The 19,472-nt window shown below is 65.3% G+C and carries 17 protein-coding genes; 3 read left to right on the top strand and 14 right to left on the bottom strand.

The annotated features are described in order from the left end of the window. Positions 1 to 191: 191 nt before the first annotated feature. From ilvD to pncA, 12 genes are all read right to left on the bottom strand, one after another. Positions 192 to 2,042 carry a dihydroxy-acid dehydratase gene (gene ilvD, locus K408_RS0105605; protein ID WP_024341862.1) on the bottom strand — a complete coding sequence of 617 codons (1,851 nt, stop codon included), beginning with the start codon at positions 2,040 to 2,042 and terminating at the stop codon, positions 192 to 194. A 156-nt stretch (positions 2,043 to 2,198) separates the two neighbouring features. Further along, entirely contained in the window at positions 2,199 to 3,059 is an 861-nt protein-coding gene (locus tag K408_RS0105600; RefSeq protein WP_024341863.1) for an ABC transporter permease, read from the bottom strand. After that, positions 3,056 to 3,985: an ABC transporter permease gene (locus K408_RS0105595; RefSeq protein ID WP_024341864.1), complete on the bottom strand. Its 930-nt coding sequence runs from the start codon at positions 3,983 to 3,985 to the stop codon at positions 3,056 to 3,058. The genes K408_RS0105600 and K408_RS0105595 overlap by 4 nt, the downstream gene beginning before the upstream one ends. Further along, entirely contained in the window at positions 3,985 to 4,971 is a 987-nt protein-coding gene (locus tag K408_RS0105590; protein WP_024341865.1) for an ABC transporter ATP-binding protein, read from the bottom strand. The genes K408_RS0105595 and K408_RS0105590 overlap by 1 nt, the downstream gene beginning before the upstream one ends. After that, positions 4,968 to 5,951: an ABC transporter ATP-binding protein gene (locus K408_RS0105585; protein ID WP_024341866.1), complete on the bottom strand. Its 984-nt coding sequence runs from the start codon at positions 5,949 to 5,951 to the stop codon at positions 4,968 to 4,970. The genes K408_RS0105590 and K408_RS0105585 overlap by 4 nt, the downstream gene beginning before the upstream one ends. A gap of 1 nt (position 5,952) precedes the next feature. Continuing rightward, positions 5,953 to 7,590, bottom strand: a complete 1,638-nt coding sequence (locus K408_RS0105580; protein ID WP_024341867.1) for an ABC transporter substrate-binding protein — start codon at positions 7,588 to 7,590, stop codon at positions 5,953 to 5,955. Positions 7,591 to 7,617: 27 nt separating this feature from the next. Further along, the gene (locus tag K408_RS0105575) at positions 7,618 to 8,433 is read right to left on the bottom strand and encodes a sugar phosphate isomerase/epimerase family protein (protein WP_024341868.1); all 816 of its coding nucleotides are present in this window, start codon (positions 8,431 to 8,433) and stop codon (positions 7,618 to 7,620) included. 450 nt (positions 8,434 to 8,883) lie between these two features. Beyond that, positions 8,884 to 10,143, bottom strand: coding sequence for a DUF1236 domain-containing protein (locus K408_RS0105570; protein ID WP_024341869.1), 1,260 nt, complete (start codon positions 10,141 to 10,143; stop codon positions 8,884 to 8,886). 108 nt (positions 10,144 to 10,251) lie between these two features. Then, positions 10,252 to 10,635, bottom strand: coding sequence for a GrlR family regulatory protein (locus K408_RS0105565; protein ID WP_024341870.1), 384 nt, complete (start codon positions 10,633 to 10,635; stop codon positions 10,252 to 10,254). Positions 10,636 to 10,673: 38 nt separating this feature from the next. Next, a complete protein-coding gene (locus tag K408_RS0105560) occupies positions 10,674 to 12,707 on the bottom strand; it encodes an NAD(+) synthase (RefSeq protein ID WP_024341871.1) in 2,034 nt (677 codons plus the stop codon). A gap of 147 nt (positions 12,708 to 12,854) precedes the next feature. After that, positions 12,855 to 13,967, bottom strand: a complete 1,113-nt coding sequence (locus tag K408_RS0105550; protein WP_024341872.1) for an alpha/beta fold hydrolase — start codon at positions 13,965 to 13,967, stop codon at positions 12,855 to 12,857. A 16-nt stretch (positions 13,968 to 13,983) separates the two neighbouring features. After that, positions 13,984 to 14,610 (bottom strand): bifunctional nicotinamidase/pyrazinamidase, encoded by a 627-nt coding sequence (gene pncA / locus K408_RS0105545; RefSeq protein ID WP_029674398.1) that lies wholly within the window; start codon positions 14,608 to 14,610, stop codon positions 13,984 to 13,986. Positions 14,611 to 14,874: 264 nt separating this feature from the next. Between pncA and glk the strand changes: the two genes are divergently transcribed. Both glk and K408_RS0105535 read left to right on the top strand, forming a co-directional pair. Beyond that, positions 14,875 to 15,861: a glucokinase gene (gene glk / locus K408_RS0105540; RefSeq protein ID WP_024341874.1), complete on the top strand. Its 987-nt coding sequence runs from the start codon at positions 14,875 to 14,877 to the stop codon at positions 15,859 to 15,861. A gap of 143 nt (positions 15,862 to 16,004) precedes the next feature. Next, the gene (locus K408_RS0105535) at positions 16,005 to 16,208 is read left to right on the top strand and encodes a hypothetical protein (protein ID WP_024341875.1); all 204 of its coding nucleotides are present in this window, start codon (positions 16,005 to 16,007) and stop codon (positions 16,206 to 16,208) included. Positions 16,209 to 16,238: 30 nt separating this feature from the next. Here the strand turns inward: K408_RS0105535 and K408_RS0105530 are convergent, their stop codons facing one another. Together K408_RS0105530 and K408_RS0105525 are read right to left on the bottom strand one after the other, a co-directional pair. Then, positions 16,239 to 16,616, bottom strand: a complete 378-nt coding sequence (locus K408_RS0105530; RefSeq protein WP_024341876.1) for a response regulator — start codon at positions 16,614 to 16,616, stop codon at positions 16,239 to 16,241. Positions 16,617 to 16,728: 112 nt separating this feature from the next. Further along, positions 16,729 to 17,514, bottom strand: a complete 786-nt coding sequence (locus K408_RS0105525) for a Spy/CpxP family protein refolding chaperone (protein ID WP_024341877.1) — start codon at positions 17,512 to 17,514, stop codon at positions 16,729 to 16,731. 484 nt (positions 17,515 to 17,998) lie between these two features. Between K408_RS0105525 and K408_RS0105520 the strand changes: the two genes are divergently transcribed. Beyond that, positions 17,999 to 19,339 (top strand): ABC transporter substrate-binding protein, encoded by a 1,341-nt coding sequence (locus tag K408_RS0105520; RefSeq protein ID WP_024341878.1) that lies wholly within the window; start codon positions 17,999 to 18,001, stop codon positions 19,337 to 19,339. The last annotated feature ends 133 nt before the right edge of the window (positions 19,340 to 19,472 follow it).

Raw genomic sequence — 19,472 nt, 5'->3', positions numbered from 1 at the left:
GACGACAGCAAGAGTACGAGACATTGCGGTGGTGCCCCAGTTGCCCGAAATGGATTTGCGAAGGTCGCGCCAGTATACGCCGCAAAATCCTGGGCTGCCGAACTTCGTGGGGGCATCCTTAATGCAAACGGCCGGCTATCGCCGGCCGTTCAGAACTTGTTGACCATGCGCGTGAGGCGAACGGCGCGGGCTTACTTCACGCGTCGCTTCACCTCCCGCACCGCGCCACGCGCGGCACTGGTTGTGAGCGCAGCGTATGCCTGGAGCGCGGTCGAGACGTTGCGCTTGCGGCCTTGCGCCTGCCAGGCGGAATCGCCCTTGGCCTCCTCCGCTGCGCGGCGCCTGGCGAGCTCCTCGTCGGAGACTTCGAGGTTGATGCTGCGGTTCGGGATGTCGATGGCGATGATGTCGCCCGTGCGCACGAGACCGATATTGCCGCCCTCGGCCGCTTCCGGCGAGAGATGGCCGATTGACAGGCCGGACGAACCGCCCGAGAAGCGGCCGTCGGTGACGAGCGCGCAGGCTTTGCCGAGGCCCATCGATTTCAGATAGCTCGTGGGGTAGAGCATCTCCTGCATGCCGGGGCCGCCGCGCGGGCCTTCGTAGATGATGACCACGACCTCACCGGCGACGACCTTGCCGCCCAGGATGCCCTCGACGGCGGCATCCTGGCTTTCGAACACGCGCGCGGGACCGGAGAATTTCAGGATCGAGGCATCGACGCCGGCGGTCTTCACGATGCAGCCGTCTTGCGCCAGGTTGCCGTAGAGCACGGCAAGACCGCCGTCCTTGCTGAAGGCGTGGTCGAGATCGCGCACGACGCCCTTCTCGCGGTCGGCGTCGAGTTCGTCGTAGCGGCGCTCCTGGCTGAAGGCGACCTGGGTCGGGATCCCGCCCGGCGAAGCGCGGTAGAAGGTCCGCACCGCCTCGCTCTTGGTGCGCTTGATGTCCCAGCGTTCCAGCGCCTCGTTCATGGTCGGCGCGTGCACGGTCGACACCGAGGTGTCGATCAGGCCGGCGCGATCGAGCTCGCCGAGAATGCCCATGATGCCGCCGGCACGATGCACGTCCTCGACGTGTACGTCCGCAACCGACGGGGCGACCTTGCAGAGCACGGGCACGCGGCGCGACAGCCGGTCGATGTCCTTCATGGTGAAAGCCACCTTCCCTTCATGGGCGGCGGCGAGCAGATGCAGCACGGTGTTGGTCGACCCGCCCATGGCGATGTCCAGCGTCATCGCGTTCTCGAATGCCTTGAAGTTCGCGATGTTGCGCGGCAGCACGCTGGCATCGTCCTGCTCGTAGTAGCGGCGGACGAGATCGACGATGGTGTGTCCGGCCTCGACGAACAGGCGCCTGCGGTCGGCATGGGTTGCCACCACCGAACCGTTGCCGGGCAGCGCGAGGCCGAGCGCCTCGGTCAGGCAGTTCATGGAATTGGCGGTGAACATGCCCGAGCAGGAGCCGCAGGTCGGACAGGCCGAGCGCTCGATCACCTTGACGTCCTCGTCACTGACCTTGGAGTCGGCGGCCGCCACCATGGCGTCGATGAGGTCGACGGCTTTGGTCTTGCCCTGCAGCTTGACCTTGCCGGCCTCCATCGGCCCGCCCGAGACGAACACGGCGGGGATGTTGAGCCGCAGCGCGGCCATCAGCATGCCGGGCGTGATCTTGTCGCAATTGGAGATGCAGACGAGGCCGTCGGCGCAATGGGCGTTGGCCATGTACTCGACGCTGTCGGCGATGAGCTCGCGCGACGGCAGGCTGTAGAGCATGCCGTCATGGCCCATGGCGATGCCGTCATCGACGGCGATGGTGTTGAATTCCTTTGCGACTCCGCCGGCTTGCTCGATCTCGCGTGCCACGAGCTGGCCGAGGTCCTTGAGGTGGACGTGGCCCGGCACGAACTGGGTGAAGGAGTTGACGACCGCGATGATCGGCTTGCCGAAATCGGCATCCTTCATGCCCGTCGCGCGCCAGAGGCCGCGGGCGCCCGCCATGTTGCGGCCGTGTGTGGTGGTGCGGGAGCGATAGGCTGGCATGGCGGTTTCCGTCCTCGGGTTTGCAGCCGGGCGGGAAAATGTGGAGCCGCCTCAGGCCTTTCCGGCCGGATAGCGCACGGACCGTGCGGGCGCAACGGGAACTTGGCCCGGACAGGGCTCCCCTGCTCCCGGCGCGGACCCTCCTGGCCCGCGTGCCTATTGCAGGGTTGGATCGAGCCGGTCGCGCAGCCAGTCGCCTATCACGGAGACGGCCAGCGTGGTCACCACGATGGTGGTCGCCGGTGCCAGCATGATCCAGGGCGCACGGGTCAGATATTCCCGGCCATAGCCGACCATGTTGCCGAGGCTGGTCATCGGCGGCTGCACCCCGAGGCCGAGGAACGACAGGCCGGATTCCATCAGGATCACCTCGGGAAACACCAGCGTGGTCGAGACGATCAGCGTCGAGGCGATATTGGGCAGGATGTGCCGAAGATAGATCCGCGACGGCGTCGCACCGAGCTGGCGCACCGCGGCCGCATAACCTTGCGCACTGGCCGAGATGGCAAGACCTCGCGCGATGCGGGCATAGCGCTCCCAGCCGAACAGGCCCATCAGGCCGACCAGAAGCGGCAGCGAGTTGCCGAAGAAGGCGAGCACCGCAAGCGCCATGATGAGGAACGGCATGCTGGCCTGGAAGTCGGACAGCATCAGCACGAGCTGCTCTACAGCCCCGCGGAAATGCGCGGCGAGGAAGCCGAGCGTGGTGCCGACGATGGCCGAGATGGCGGTGGCGCCGAACGCGATCAGCAGCGAGATGCGGATGGAGACGAGAAGACGCGACAGCACGTCCCGGCCGAGCTCGTCGGTGCCGAGCCAATGCGCAGCATTGCCGGGCGCCGCCAGCCGGTTGCGCAGGTCGAGCTGGGTATAGCCGTACGGCGCGATCTTCTCGGCGAAGGCCGCGATCAGCAGCATCGCGACGATCCAGGCCACCGCCAGCGCCACCGAGACGGGAATGGCCGGCAGGTTGATGCGGCGGCGGACAGACGTATCCTTCAGCGTCGCATCGGTCATGCGTGCGCTCCTTTGGTGCGCAGGCGCGGGTCGAGAAAGCCGTAGAGGAAATCGACGATCAAATTGGACGTCACCATGGTCATCGCGACCAGCAACAGGATGCACTGCACGACGGCGAGATCGCGGTTGGCGACGGCGACGACGAGAAGCCGCCCTACTCCCGGCCAGGCAAAGACGCTCTCGACCACGACCGCGCCCGCGATCAGCGTGCCGACCATGAAGCCGAGAATGGTCACGGTCGGGATCGCTGCGTTCGGCAGCGCGTGCGACGTCACCACCTTGCGCCACGGCACGCCCTTGGCGGAAGCCGTGCGAATGTAGGGCTGGCCCAGCACCTCCAGCATCGCGCTCCGGGTGAAGCGTGCCAGCACCGCGGCGCCGCCGAGGCTCAGCGTCGTGATCGGCAGGATGGCGTGACGCCAGCTGTCCTGCCCGCCTGACGGCAGCCAGCCGAGCTGCACGGCGAAGACGAGGACCAAGAGCAGCGCCAGCACGAAGCTCGGCACCGTGAAGCCGGCCACTGCCGTCATCATCACGGCGCGATCAATTCCCGAGCCGCGATGCAGCGCAGCGTAGATGCCGGCGGGAATGCCGAGCGCGACCTTGAAGAAGAAGGCCGGCAAGGTCAGCGCCAGCGTTGCCGGAATCCGCTCCAGCACCAGCTCGATCGCAGGCCGGCCGTCGCGCATCGAGCGGCCTAGCTCGCCTTTGGCGATGGCGCCGAAATAGTCGAAATACTGAGCCCAGATGGGATCATCGAGGCCCCAGGCCTTGCGGAACGCTGCGAGCACCTCCGGCGGCGCCTCGGGTCCCAAAATCATCAGCGCGGGATCCCCGGAGAGTCGCAGCACGATGAAGGCGAAGGTGACGACGAGGACGATCGTGAGCGCGGCGCGTCCGATCCGAATGGCGAGATAGCGTCCCATCAGGCGGCGTCCCGTGTCTCGGCGCCCGTGACGAGATGGCAGGCCACCTGGCGGTTGCCGCCGACAGCCAGGAGCGCCGGCACCTCGCTGGCACAGCGCGGGACGGCGCGCGGACAGCGCGGATGGAAGGCGCAGCCGTTCGGCCGCGCGGCCGGGTTCGGCGGATCGCCTGACAGAACGATACGGCCCGCGCTGCGGCGGCCAGGCGCGGGCGAGGCCGAGACCAGCGCCTGGGTGTAGGGATGCTCGGGCCGCGCAAACAGATCGTCGGCGCTGCCGATCTCGACGATGCGGCCGAGATACATCACGGCCACGACGTTGCTGATCTGCCTGACGACGCGCAGATCGTGGCTGATGAACAGCAGCGTCAGCGATAGTTGTGCCTGCAGGTCGCAAAGCAGGTTCACGACCTGCGCCTGGATCGAGACGTCGAGCGCGCTGACTGGCTCGTCGCAAACAAGGAAATCGGGTTTCGTGGCCAGTGCTCGCGCCAGCACGACGCGTTGGCGCTGGCCGCCGGAGAGCGCGCCAGGATAGCGCGCGCCGTGGGCCGGTGTCAGCTCGACCGCGCGCAGCAGCTCCCGGACGCGATCTTCGCGCTCGGCGGGCGTGCCGAGGCCGTGAATGTCGAGCGGCTCTCGGATTTGAACCGCGACGGGCAAGCGCCGGTCCAGCGCCCCCAGCGGGTCCTGGAAGATCATCTGCATCCGCGCCCGCTGCGCCCGCCACGCGGCCGTTCCCGGCGCAGCCATGGGCCTGCCCTCGAACCGCACATCGCCGCTGTCGGGCGGCTCGAGGCCGAGCACGATGCGGCCCGTGGTCGACTTGCCCGAGCCGGACTCGCCGACGAGGCCGAGCGTCTCTCCCTTGGCAATCGTGAGCGACACGCCGTCGACGGCATGAACGGCCGTCGCGCGTCCGAACATACCCGAGCGCATGGCATAGCTGCGCGAGATCGCGGACACTTCGACGAGCGGAGGCCTCATTCCGCAGCCATCCCGAGCACCGCGCGGCGCGAAGCCTCGGCGCGGACACAGGCGACGCTGCGGTCATCGGCGATCGGCGCCAGGGTCGGCGCAGCAAGGCCACACGATTCGCCGGCAAGCGCGCAGCGCGGCGCATAGGCGCAGCCGCTCGGCATGTGCGCCGGATCAGGCACCGTTCCAGGAATGGCAGTGAGGCGCCGACGCGGCCCGTCGAGCGGCGGCAATGCGCCGATCAGGCCCTGCGCATAGGGATGCACGGGATCGGCGAAAAGCTGGTTGCTCGGCGCCGCTTCGACGATGCGCCCGGCATACATCACCGCGACGCGATCGCAATTCTCGGCAACGACGCCAAGATCGTGGCTGATCAGGACCATCGCCATGCCCATCTCGCGGCGGACCAGCGAGAGCAGTTCCAGGATCTGGGCCTGGATAGTGGCATCCAGCGCCGTGGTCGGCTCGTCCGCGATCAGCAGATCGGGATTTCCGGCGAGTGCCATCGCGATCATGACGCGCTGGACTTGGCCGCCGGAGAACTCGTGCGGATAGGCGGACAGCCGCCGCGCCGCGTCGGGGATGCCGACGAGGTCGAGCAGCCGTCGCGCTTCCGCCTTCACCGCCTCGCCCGAGAGATCGCGATGCAGCGCCAGCGCTTCGCAAAGCTGCTTGCGGATGGTGAGCACCGGGTTGAGCGCGCTGGCAGGATCCTGGAAGATCATGGCGATCCGCCCGCCCCGGACGTGATCGAGTTCTGCGGACGGCGCGCCGAGGATCTCTCGTCCGTCGAGCCGCACCGAACCTGCGACCTGCGCATGCCGCGGCAGGAGGCCGAGCGCAGCCAGCCACGTCACCGACTTGCCGGAGCCGGACTCGCCGACGAGGCCGAGCGCCTCGCCCTTTTGCAGAGCGAGATCGACGCCGCGCAGCACCGGCACGCCGCTGAAGGCGACGCTCAGGCCTGCAATGGCGATCAGCTGCGTCACCTCAGGCCTCGAAATTGCCGGCGCGGAAATCCATCGCGAAGGCAGGCGAGGCCTTCCACTTGATCGATTTCGGCTTGGCGGTGAAGGTCGCGTTCTGGTGCAGCACGGTGTAGGCGGGGTCCTCGCGCTCGGCGATCTCCAGCATGCGGCGGAACGCCTTCTTGCGCGCGGCGCGGTCGGTCGAGGTCTCCAGGAACTCCGAGAGCTTGTTCAGTTCGGCGTTGGTCCATTCGCCGATCTGCTGCTGCTGGCCGTTCGGGCCGTGCTGGGCGACCAGCGAGGACACCGGATCGTTGAACGCAGCCGAGTTCGACCAGTCGCGCACGGCGCGTGCCGGTCCGCGCTCCATGATCTGCGACCAGTTTTCCTTGGTCTCGATCTGAACGTTGAGGCCGACCGACTTCCACATCTCGACCAGGATCTGCGCGGTCGCGACCTGGTTGGTGTAGTAATTGTTGAGCAGGCGATAGGGGATCGCATCGCCCTTGTAATTGGCCTGCTTGAGCAGATCCTGCGCGAGCTTCGGATCATAGGCGGGCACGTTCCAGTCGGCGTTGAACATGTCGCCGTAGAACTCCCATTGCAGCCCCTTCGGCACGCGGGTGCGGCCGGCCCACAGGCTGTCGACGATGGCCTGGCGGTCGATCGCATGGGTGAAGGCGCGCCGAACCAAGGGATTGGCGAGCACGGCGTGGTTCTTGTCGAACACGGTGAGGCGGTGATTGAGGATGGTGCCGCCCTGCACTTCGAAGGCGGAGTTCTTCTCGATGCCGGCGATCTGATCCGGCGGGATGTCGCAGGCGAACTGGTATTCGCCCGACAACAGGCCGTTGATGCGGCTCGCGACCTCGGGCACTTCGAGGAAACGGATGCGCTTGAGCGGCGGGCGGCCGCCCCAATATTCGTCATGCGCTTCGAGGGTCAACGACACGTCGGGCTTGAGCTCGACGACCTTGTAGGGACCGGTGGTGACGGGCTTGCGCGCCCAGTCGAGATAGCTCGCCGATTCGTCCCAGGCGCGGCGGTTCATGATGTCGGAGCCGTAGCGCGACAACCGCCCCTCGATGGTGACGTCGGGCGTCGCGTTGTAGAAGCGAACCGTGTACTTGTCGACGGCATCGACGCGCACGAGGTCCGGCCAGATGCGCCGGGCGACGGCCGGCACGTCGGGCGGCAGCTCCTTGCCCGGCCGCGGCGTCGGGATCTTCTCGAAGGCCCTGATGGTGGAGCGGTTCTTGGCCTCGGTCTCGCCGAACATGCGCTCGCGGCTGAAGGTGAAGACGACGTCTTCCGCCGTGAGCTCGTCGCCATTGTGGAACTTGACGCCCTGGCGCAGCTTCACTTCGACGGTCTGATCGTCGATGCGGCGCCATTCGGTGGCAAGGCCGGGCACGGCTTCGAGATCGCCGCGCCAGTTCTTGGAGATCAGGCCTTCCCAGATCGAGGAGAAGAACACGCGCTCTCCGACATTGGACTGCTCGCGCAGCACGTCGAGCACGTTCGAATTGGTCACCTTCTGCACGGCGATCGTCACCGACGGACGGTTGTCGCCTTGCGCGATCGCAAAGCGCGGCAGCAGCAGCGTGCTCGCGGCAGCGCCGCCGGATTTCAGGATGGTACGACGGGTGAGTTTGCTCATATTGGACCCCTGCCCTTGTGATGTCGGTTATTCGGCGAGCCCGAGCGCGGCGAGATGGGCTGCGCCGGCGCGGACGTCGTCGTGATTGCGGAGCTCGAGGATCAACCGCGGGTTCGACGTGAGCCGTCCCAGCGCCCGGAATACGGCGACCCACGGGATGTTGCCTTCGCCAGGCGCCCAGTGCCGGTCGGCAAATCCGTCGGTGTCCTGCAGATGCACATGTGTCAGCATGTCGCCCGCAGTTTCGACGTAATAGTCGACCGGCGGCGCTCCCGTGGAGATATGCGCGTAATTGGCGTGGCCGGTGTCGAGCGAGACGCGAACCTTGCTGCTTTCGAGCGCCCTGGCGAGGCGCACGCGGTCACGAGGATCCTTGTCTTCGATGTTCTCGATCACGATCTCGCAGCCAATCGTCTCGGCCCGCGCGATCACCTCGGCGAGCGTTGCTTTGACGCGTTCGACCAGATTGCCGCGATTGTCAGGATAGAGATCGAGATTGTTGTGGTCCCAGGTCGTGAACGGGGAATGGATCACCATCTGCGTCGCGCCGAGGAATTCGGCGGCGTCGAGGCCCTGCAGCAAGCGCTTGGTCACCGCCTGGCGGATCATGGGATCGTGGCTGTCGATCTTGAATCCCCAGAACGGGCCGTGAATGCCGAGGCGCCCGGTATGGCCTGCGAGCATCTGCTTGATCTCGCCCGCGGTGCTCCGCCAATCGCTGTCGAGCAGATCGGCCCGGAAGAAATCCTGTATTTCGAGGTCACGCTGCCGTTCGAGAAGCCAGTCGCGATGCGCGGGGATCGATTTGATGGACAATGCGGCGCCCAGCACCGGCTTCGACATGGCTTGCTCCTCGGTCGTCAGCAATGACGGAGAGCAGCGCTAGACCAGTTCAATGACAGGCCCATGAATGCCGATGCGCCGTAACGAAGGAGGGTGTGGACATCTTGCCGGCCACCCGGAGCAGATCAGGCACGGACGCGCGTGACCGATGTAGAACGAACACATGGCAAGCGAGATCTGTGTCCGTAGTGATCCGGAATGGAATCCTATCCAGCGTTCGCGTACATCGCGGGACATCGATCGGCGGCCACTTCCACGGGCATCACCTACTGATCGCGCAGCATGGGGTTGGGGGACCACATGGGGCGGGGGATTGAAGGCTGGGGCAGGTGACGAGGTCCGGACTCCTAGGCACTCCGGACCTCGAAGCTTTCCTAGATTGAACGCAACAACGCGCCGTCCGGCTGGGGCATCCGGGCGGCGCGTTGTCGTTTCAGTGCCTCGCGGCGATCAGCGCGCTTGCGGTTCGATCGTGACGGTGCAGTCGCCCTGCCCCTGCGTGGCGACCAGGATGCTGCCGGCGGCAGCGTCGAGAGCAATCGGCGCGGAGGTGCCGCCGCCCGGCATCTGAACCGTCACGTTCATCGAATCCATGCGCGCGGTCGAGCCGACCGTCGTCGGCTCTGCCTCGGCGACATTGCCGGAGGCATCACGCCGCATGATCCGACAATTCAAGTTGCTGCTCGTGTTGCTGCCTGCAGCTGCCACGTTCGATGTGCCGGAGCCACCCATCTGCGCACGGGCTCGCGAGGGATCGCGCGGCACCTGGCTGACGATGCGCTGCGTGCGCGGCTCCACGATGACGATGTCCTCTTCGGTGGAGAAATACTCGTAGCCCCGGTATTGCGGCTCGATCGCAATGATCTCTGGCGGAAGCCTATGCAATCGTACGCGTGACGGGATCGTCTCACCCACCCGGATCGAGACGTTCAGATTGCGTACCGGCGGGGCCAGGCGCGCGCGTCTCGCGGTTTCGGAGATCCGCACCTGCTTCTCGGTCGTCACCTGGGCCTGCTGATTGACCTGCGTGTTGGTCTGCGTGGTCTGATTGGCTTGATTGGTCTGCGTGCCGGTGGCGGCCGGCGCAGTCTGCGCATTGTTGGTCGGTGCGGTGCGGTTCGTGTCGGTCGCGGTGGCCGGCCGGTTGTTCTGCTGCGCCGGCTGTTGCTCGGCGGCATTGCGCGGCGGCTGAGACTGATTGCGCTCGTTCTGGTTGGCCGCAGTCCCGGCGCGCTCGTTCTGCTGGCCGGAAGGGCCGCTCTTGGACTTCTCGGACTCCGCGGTCGATTTCTGCGGCGCAGACTTGTCCTGCTTGGTCTCGGCGCTGCTCTTGCTGTCGCGTCCCGGCTTCGTGCTCTCGGCTTCCCGGTTGCGATCGCGCGAAGGCTCGCGGGATTCTTGTGCCTGATCCCTGCCTTTCGTCTGGTTGCGATCGGCAGGACCGCGTGACTGGCGCTTGTCGTCGTTCGCCTCCTGCTTGGCAGCGCCGCCCTTCTCCTCGCGGCTCGCGCCCTGCAGTCGCTCTTGGGCGCCCTGTGCGCGCTCTTGAACGCGTTCTTGCGCTGCACCGCGTTGCGGCGCGGCGCCCTTCGCCGGTTCCTCGGTCCGTCTTGGCTCGTCCCTTCGTTCACCGGGCGACTGGGCGTAGGCGAAGCCGGATGCGAGCATCAGCCCAATGGCCGCAGTCGATAACATCAAGTGTTTACGCATGGTCCCTCTCCTCGACAAATCGCAACAACAAACGCGAACGTTCTGTTCGTGCGAATGTTCCTGAGCAGGAACGTGGCCGTGGAATGAGTCGAGCAGATCAGGTCGCGCTCACATTGCATCCTTGAGCGTCAGCCGCGCCGTGAACGTCACGCTGGTCTTGCCGACCAGCGCCATGCCTTCGACTTCCGCGCCACCGGGGAAATAGTCGCCGGAAAAGCCGCAGGTGACCTCCCGACCGCCAAAGGCAAGCATCCTGCCGACGGCTTCGGTGTGCTGATTGACGATCATGTCGCCGCGCCATTTGCCGTTCCGGAACGAGTAGCTGCCGGTGTAGCAGAAGTAGCTGTCGCCGCCCATGATGCGGCCGTCGCAGAGCACGACCACGCCTCTGGCCTGCCCGCGCTTGCCGTCCCGCATTTCGATGTCGAAGATGTAGAGGCCGTTCGTGACCTTGGCCTCCTCACCCGTACCCGCGCCGTCCCCGGCCGACATCAAATCCTCCCTCCCCAACATTGCCGATCGGCAGCCGATCAGCCCGGCACGTTCCGTTCAAGATCCTCGAGCCAAGCGGACGCACTCGAATCCGACGGCGCGCGCCAGTCGCCGCGCGGCGAAAGCGAACCGCCAGCCGAGACCTTGGGTCCATTCGGCATGGCCGAGCGCTTGAACTGGCTGAACGCGAAGAAGCGGCGCAGGAATACTTCCAGCCAGCGGCGGATTTCGGGCAGATCATAGGCCCTGCGTCGATCGTTGGGGAATGCCGGCGGCCATTCGCCCTTGGCAACGTCTTTCCAGGCATGCTGCGCCATGAAGGCAATCTTCGAAGGCCGCATGCCGAAGCGTAGCGTGTAGAACAGGTTGAAATCCTGCAGCTCGTAAGGCCCGACGGCCGCTTCCGTGCTCTGCGGCTTCTCGCCGGCCTCCACCGGCACGAGCTCCGGTGATATCTCGGCAACAAGGATCGACCCTAGCGTCCTGTTGACGTCGTCACTGAATTGCCTGGATGAGATCACCCAGCGGATGAGGTGCTGGATCAACGTCTTCGGCACGCCGGCATTGACGTTGTAATGCGCCATCTGGTCGCCAACGCCATAAGTGCACCAGCCGAGTGCGAGCTCGGAGAGATCGCCGGTTCCTATGACGATGCCCCCATGATGGTTGGCCAACCGGAACAGATAGTCGGTGCGAAGGCCCGCCTGCACGTTCTCGAAGGTGACGTCGTAGACCTTCTCGCCCTTGCCGAAGGGATGGCCGATGTCCTTCAGCATCTGCGTCGCGGTGGTCCTGATGTCGAGCTCCTGCCAGCTCGTGTGCAATGCCTGCATCAGCGCCAGCGCGCGGGTCTTGCTCTCGCTGCCGGTGGCAAAGCCCGGCATGGTATAGGCCAGGATGTTCTCGCGCGGCAGGCCGAGCAGATCGACCGCCTTGGCCGCGACGATCAGCGCGTGGGTGGAATCGAGGCCTCCGGATACGCCGATCACGACGCGCTTGGTGCCGGTTGCGCGCATGCGCTGCACGAGGCCGGCGACCTGGATGTTGTAGGCCTCGTAGCAATCCTGCTCGAGCAGGCTTTCGTCGCTCGGCACGAACGGAAAACGCTCGATCTTTCGCAGGAAGCCGATGTCGGCGGCCGGCGGCTTCATGGCGAACGTCACCTTGCGGTAAAAGGCCTCGCGCTGCCGGCGATTGTCGTCGAACGTTCCCATCAGCGCGCGCTCCTGCCTGAGCAGGTCGAGGTCGATGTCGGCCAGCGTGATCTGGCCGCCCTGGCGGAACCGTTCACCCTCGGCCAGCAGCACGCCGTTCTCGTAGATCGAGGTCTGGCCGTCCCAGGCGAGATCCGTGGTCGATTCCCCGGCTCCCGCGGCGGCATAGACGTAAGCCGCAAGGCAACGCGCCGACGTCGATTGGCACAGGAGAGCGCGCGAGCGGGCCCGGCCGATCGTGATCGGGCTGCCCGAAAGGTTGATGAGCACGCTGGCGCCCGCGAGCGCGAGCTCGGAGGCGGGCGTCACCGGGATCCACATGTCCTCGCAGATCTCGACGCCGATGGTGAGGCCCGGGACGTCCTCGGCCGAGAACAAGAGATCGACGCCGAACGGAGCATGCAGGCCGCCAAAGGCGATCGTCTCGCCCGAGATGCCCGCGCCGGAAGCGAAATGCCGGCCCTCGTAGAATTCGCGGTAGGTCGGCAGATAAGACTTCGGTACGACTCCGAGGACATTGCCACGGTGAATGACGACGGCGCAATTGTAGATGCGATTGCTAAAGCGCAACGGCGCGCCGACGATCAGGACCGTCATCAGTCCAACGGAAGCCTCAACAATGCTGGCGAGTCCTCGCTCGACCGCATCGAGCAGCGGGTCCTGCTTGACGAGATCCTCGATCGCATAGCCGGACAGGCATAGCTCGGGGAACACCGCGACCGCCGCCGACTGCTCATGGCAGGCCTCGGCCGCCGCCAGGACAGCCTTCGCGTTGGCCGTGGGATCGGCGACATGGGACGTGGTGACGCAGGCTGCCACGCGCGCAAATCCGTGAGCGTAGATCGAGTGGAAAGTCATCGAGCGCAGTACCCTTAAATCTCATTCTTGCCGAAGCCATCAGCTCCGGACTCTATGTAGCCCATCAACCGCGTCCCGTGCAGGCCATCGGCCCTCATGCATAACGGATTTGCCGGGGCGCAACCTGCCTCGCCGCGCCCGGCGAGCTCAGGCGCTGCGAGCCAAGGCGCCCGGCAGGTCATCTCGCAGCCACGCAGCGATCCGGGGCCAAGCATGCGCGTGGGTCCGCGCGCCCATGAACAGGCCGAGATGATTGCTCTGCTCGGAAGCCGCGGCAATGAAGGCTGGCGGCGTGCCGAGCAGGCCGGCAGTGGCGAACGCCTGCGCCGCAGGCACCACATCGTCATCGAGGCCTGCCAGGAGGAAGACCGGCACCCTCACGTCCTTCAGATCAACAGTGCGGCCGAGAGCAACGAAATTGCCGGTAGCGATCCGGTTCTCCCGAAATATCCCGTTGACGATCTCGAGATAGTATCTGCCCGGCAGATTGAGCGTCTCCGCGTTCCAGCGGTCGAACCGCGCGAGCAGCGCCGCCCCCTGCTCGTCCGAGAGATCCCGCTGCAGGGCCGCCACGATATCGTCGCGGCTCGGCGCCTTGGACCAGAGGCGCAGCATCTCCTCGCCGCTGACATTGCCGCCGCCGCGCGCGACGAGCTGGTCATAAACCAGCTCGGGCGCGTCCCGGGCGAGCCGGGAAAGCGAGGAAGCGATCGACACGTCCACGGGAGCACCGACCAGGACCAACCGCCGCACCTTCGTTGGAAAGCGCGCCGCGTAGAGCAGCGACAGCCATCCACCCTGGCAAAGCCCGATGAGGTCAACCGGCGCGCCGATCTCGTCGACGGCAACGTTGAGATCGCCGAGATAGTTGTCGATCGAGAGGTACCGCATCTCGGGCGTGGCCGATCGCCAATCGGTGAGATAGACCCGGCCAATGCCGCCACCTTGCAGGGACTGCACCACGCTGTGACCCGGTGCGAAGTCGGCGATCAAGGCCCGATGCAACGCATAGGGTGCACAGATCAGAGCCGCCTGGCCGGAGTGACCCTGCGAGCAATCGCGCAGGCGCATGGTCGCTAGCTCAAGCGCCACCGTGCTCGGCGTCGTCCATGGCAGGCTGCTCTGGGCCGGCTCGGTCGGCCCGCGCTCCATCCACCAGAAGCAGGCGTCCATGGCGAGCCGGGCCGCCGCGAACGGCCACAGCATGGGCTCCTCCGGAGCAGGCCCCGGGCCCTGCTCTTTACCGGCCTTCTCCACCATGGCTATCTCAACATCCTCACAGGAACGCCTCGAGGCTGACGACAGAGATCCCGAACTCCCGAAAACTCTTGTGGGTCGCGGCCACCGAGCCGTCGAGATCGATGCCGCGGCAGGCATCCTCGATGACGGCTACCTCCAACCCTGCCTTACGCGCATCTTCCGCCGAGAAGCGTACGCAGAAATCCAGCGCCAGGCCGGCGACAAAGACGGACTTCAGCTCGCGCTCGCGCAAATAGCCGAGCAGACCGGTCGGTGTCCGATGGTCGTTCTCGAACAGCGCCGAGTAGGAATCGATGCCACGGCGAAAGCCCTTCCGCACCACAAGGGTTGCCCGCGTCACGTCGAGATCGCGATGGAATTCGGCCCCGGCCGTGCCCTGCAGGCAGTGCGGCGGCCATAGCACCTGGGTGCCGTAGTCGAGTTCGATGGTCTGGAAGGGCTGCTTGCCGTCATGATTCGGCGCGAACGAGATGTGGTCGCGCGGATGCCAGTCCTGGGTCAGCACCACATTGGCGAATTTCTGGGCGATCCTGTTGACGGCCGGGACGACCTTCTCGCCTCCGGGAACGGCGAGGGCCCCGCCGGTACAGAAGTCGTTCTGCACGTCGATCACCAGCAACACGTCACGGTCGGAAATCTTCATCGCAAGTCCCCACCCGATCCGTCCGGCAGCGCGCGTCGGACGCCCTCCCAATGTCGGCCTTCCGGCGCGGCTTCGCAACCACTGACCGCGTGCGGCGAGACCGCGCTGGCGACAAGGCTCATGCAGGATGAAACGGTTTGATCCTGTCCGAGTTGACTAGGAACAACCAAGCGAGGATTCTCAGACCGTCCGCGCTTGCGGATCGGATCAGGAACGGAGGCGAAGGTTCCCGAGGCCAGGCAAGGCCGCGGAAGCCGCAGGGCGATGGGCATCGGCAAGTCAGGAAAGATTCTTCTCGCCGATATCGGCGGCACCAATGCGCGCTTCGCGCTGAGCTCATCCGAATCCAATGACGGCAGTCAGACCGGACCGATCGATTATGTGAAAGTTGCAGACTTCCCGACCGTCGGGGAAGCCATCGCGGACGTCCTGGCGCGCCGGTCGGGCGACGAGCCGCCGCAAAGAGCGGTGCTGGCCGTGGCGGGGCCCGTCACCAACAATCGCTGCGTCATGACCAACAGCCCATGGGTCATCGACGGCAACGAGCTGCAACCCGCGCTCGGCCTGGACAGCGTGCACGTGCTGAACGACTTCGAGGTGGTGGCCTGGTCCCTGCCCGCCCTGCAGCCTGCCGACCTGATCCCGCTTGGCGGCGGCGATGGCCTGCCCGGAGAGCCTTTGCTGGTCGCCGGCCCCGGAACCGGTTTTGGTGTCTCCTGTCTGATCGAACGCCACGGTGCGCGGCTGGCGGTCGTCACCGAGGCGGGGCACGCCACGCTACCGGCCGAGAACGAGCGCGAGGAACGCGTGATCGCCTGCCTGCGCAAGCGCCTAGGCCATGTCTCCATCGAACGTGGCGCGCTCTCGGGTTCCGGGCTGCAGAACCTGTACGAAGCGCTCGCGGAAGTCGAGAGCGCCCAGGTACCGCATCGCGATGCCGCCGCCATCACCAAAGCCGCGTTGGAAGGAAGTTGTCCCATCAGCCAAGCCACATTGCAGATGTTCTGCGCCATCCTCGGCTCGGTGGCCGGCAATCTCGCCGTGACGTTCGGAGCCCGCGGCGGCGTCTATATCGCCGGCGGGATCGTGCCGCGCTTTCGCGACTTCCTCGCGGCCTCGGCGTTCCGCGCACGTTTCGAAGCGAAGGGACGCTTCCAGGATTATCTGCGCAACATTCCGACCAGGCTCGTGATCAAGCCGGATGCAAGCTTCGTCGGGCTGAAGATGTTCGCCGACCACACCGCTGACTGACGGACGATCACTCCCGACCGCGAGTTCCAGTAATACACAACTTGTTTTCGGCGCGCGCCTGGTTCCAGGCGGAACGTACTTGCTTGCCCGTTTCGGATGGGAAACAATCTCACCGTGTGTGGCGTGGTTGCGGGGGGCGTGACATGCGTAAGCAGGATCTGAGTTTCGACTATCACCGCTACCACCGCCTGCTAAGCGAGGCGGACAACGAAGACAAGCGGCTGGCGCTGATCGAACTCCTGATCGCGGAACGGGCGCGCGAGCGGCTGGCGGCCCAGCGCGCTTCGGACCGCGCGGCCATGACGGCCCACACGATCGCAAGGGTGCTGAGAAACGGGCGCGACTGAGCGGTTGAACAACTCTCCCGCCGTCACCTGTCAGTTCGGGTTTGTGGCTGGCCGCTCGGGGAACATCGAATCAATCATCGCCTTGAGCTGATCCATTGCGATCGGCTTGCGCAGGATGGGCCTGCGTCTGAGCAAGGATGGCAGCAATTCCGGACCGTAGCCTGTCGCGAACAGAAAGGGCTTCCCGCGGCGTTCGATCAGGTCGGCGACGGGATCGACGTAGACACCCATGAGATTGATGTCGAGGATGGCGAGGTCGTATTGCGCGGTCATGGCAAACGCGCTGGCGTCCCGCACATTGTCCGCCTCCGCGACGACGTGGTGGCCGAGTTCCTCCACCATGTCGGCAATCATCATCCGGATCAACGCCTCGTCTTCGACGAGGAAAACGGAGAGTCCGTCCGCCATTTCAACCCCGCAATCAACCTTGCGAAGCTAAGCATAACCGAACTGCGGTGTGGATACACGAATTCGTGGCGGACGCCGTTAATTCAGGCGCGCCCGAACCGATCCAACTTGATCAATCCAATCCGCGCTCATGACTGAGGCGCACCATCTCCTGAATGAAGACCTGCTTCTGCTTGTCGTCGAGGCTCGAGTAGAGCGGCTCGGCGGCGTCGGCAACGTTGCGCTGGTCGGCGGCTCGATCGATCAGGAACTGGGCCTCGTTGCGCATCTGCTCGATGATGTCGTCAGGCGGATCCCGCTTGGCGCGCGCAATCCGAAGGTTGAGCCGCTCTGCACCATTGTGCCCGAGGTAGTGCATCGCGCTGGAGAAGCCGTACCAGTGCTTCTCCTGATCCGGCGTGAGGTTCAGCTCGGACTTGATCCGCTCGATATAGGCGTCGCTGTTGGCGACGATTTGTTCCGCGCTCTGCTGGGGTGCGCCGGGCTGGGTGAGAACCGTGACACCCTTGTTCTCCTTGCTGCTCTTGTCCCGGGGCGCGTTCTTCGCCTCCTTGCTCGCCTTGGCGTTCTTACCCGTCTTGGCGCTCTTGGCATCCTTGTCCTTGGCCACCCCCTGCTGCTTGGCGTCTTTGCCAGACTCCTTGGGGGCTGGCGGCTGATTGTTGCCGCCGACACCGAGCACGCCGGTGAAGACGCCAACCACGCCGCCGATCGCACCGCCGAGCACGCCGCCGACCGGACCGGCAGCCTTGTTCCCGGCTTCCGCGCCTTCCTGAACGCCTTTGACCAAGCCTTGAGCGTTTGCCGGCGCGGCGGCGCCGAGCAGCAGCGCGAGCACGGTCCCGAGCGCGAACCATCGCCGCAGGTGAAGCAGCGCTGTGTGCGCCGGGTTGATCATCCTCGTCTCCATTATCGAATCGACGGTCCATCGGGCGGGAATAACCGCCGGCTGCAATTGTATCGTTTCAGCCGCTTCGCGGTCCAGACGCAGCCATTGTTGTCCACGCCCGAAAAGTCTTTCACGCGAAGCGGTTACGCACGGTTATTGGAAACTGCGGCGTAAATGCGCACGGACCGTTCCAGGCGGCTTGCCGCGACGTGTGCGTCGCAAAAACAGCGAACGCCCTTCGCCTGCAGCGTGCCGCCTCGATGCGTCACGCCTTTTCCGGACACAACGTTAGTTTTAGCCGCGGAGCCGTTCGGCTTTCTCGACAGATGCGATCAATCATGATCTGATCGCGCTACCAATTTGCTGCGGCTTGCGTGAATTGCTCGTGCGAGCCGACGGCCCCAATAAGAAACGCCAACAAGAAACACTCGATAAATCAATAAAGAAGTCTCTAGAGGAAACTCCAACAACAACACCCAAGCGAGGAAACGAGATGTCACGCAAGACACTGACGCGACGTCAATTTGTGGCTGCCACTGCAATGTCCTCCGCGGCGCTGATCACCGCGCCCTATGTCCGGGGCGCTTATGCCGCCGGCAAGCTCTCCATCGGCTTCTGGGACCATTGGGTGCCAGGCGCCAACAAGGCCTCGACCGACCTCGTCAACGAATGGGCGGCGAAGGAGAAGGTCGAAGTCTCGATCGACTACATCACCAGCAACAACAAGAAGCTCGAACTGACGGTTGCCGCCGAAGCACAAGCGAAATCCGGTCACGACATTCTCCAGATGCCGACCTGGTGGCCGCACGCCTACGCCGACCAGCTTGAGCCGGTCAACGACATCATGGAGCCGATCATCAAGCAGAACGGCGACGTCAACGGCACCGTCAAGTATCTGGGCCAGGGCGGCGGCAAATGGCTTGCCGTGCCCGCGACCGTTGGCAGCCAGATCAAGGGGCCCTGCTCCCGCATCGACCTGATGAAGAAGCATGCCGGCATCGACGTTCAGGCGATGTATCCGGCCGGCAGCGCGCCCAAGGCCGACAATTGGACGATGGATACTTTCCTGAAGGCGGCGGAGGCCTGTCAGAAGGCCGGCGTTGCGTTCGGCATCGGTCTTGGCGAGACCACCGACAGCGTCGACACGGCCGGCGCGATCTTCCAGTCGTTCGGCGCCGAGCTCGTCAATGCCAAGGGCGATGTCACGGTGAAGACGGACGCGGTCCGGCAGGCGCTCGAGTTCTACAAGAAGTTGATTGCCGTCCTGCCGCCTGACGCAGCGTCCTGGGACGATGCGTCCAACAACAAATGGCTGATCTCGGGCCGTGGTGCGCTGATCCTGAATCCGCCGAGCGCCTGGGCAGTGGCCAAGCGCGATGCCCCGCAGATTGCAGAGCAATGCTGGACCCACAGCATGCCGGCCGGTCCGAAGGGCCGCTTCGCGCCCTTCCTGCCGTATTTCTGGGGCGTATGGGCCTTCGGCAAGAACAAGCCGGCGGCCAAGAGCCTGCTCGCCCACCTCTCGCAGCCGTCCTCGATCGAAAAATTCGTTGCAGCGAGCGGCGGCTATGACCTGCCGGCCTTCGCAAACCTGACGAAGCTCAAGACCTGGGCCGAGGAAGGGCCGCCAAAGGGCACGCTCTACCACTATCCCGATCCGCACGGCAGCCAGACGATGTCGATCGCGGCATCGCCCGCTCCGCCAAAGATCGCACAGCAGATCTACTCCCAGGCGACGCTGACCAAGCTGGCGCTGCGTTATGCCAGGGGCGAGACGATGGACCAGGCGCTCGCCTGGGCCGAGGGCGAGTGCGAAGGCTTCATGCGGAGCTGATGCCGGGTGCTCATGGCGGTTCACGCGCTCACGAGTGAGCCGCCGACGATCCGCTCGTCCCATCATCACATTGTCGAGGGAAGCCGACCGATCCGGCCGGCTTCCCCTTTGAAATCCGCGAGAAAGTCTGACC

The organism is Bradyrhizobium sp. in8p8, assembly GCF_000426845.1.
GTDB classification, from domain to species: domain Bacteria; phylum Pseudomonadota; class Alphaproteobacteria; order Rhizobiales; family Xanthobacteraceae; genus Bradyrhizobium; species Bradyrhizobium japonicum_C.
Note: the sequence above shows the minus strand (reverse complement) of the source record. Positions and strands in the feature narration are given on the sequence as shown.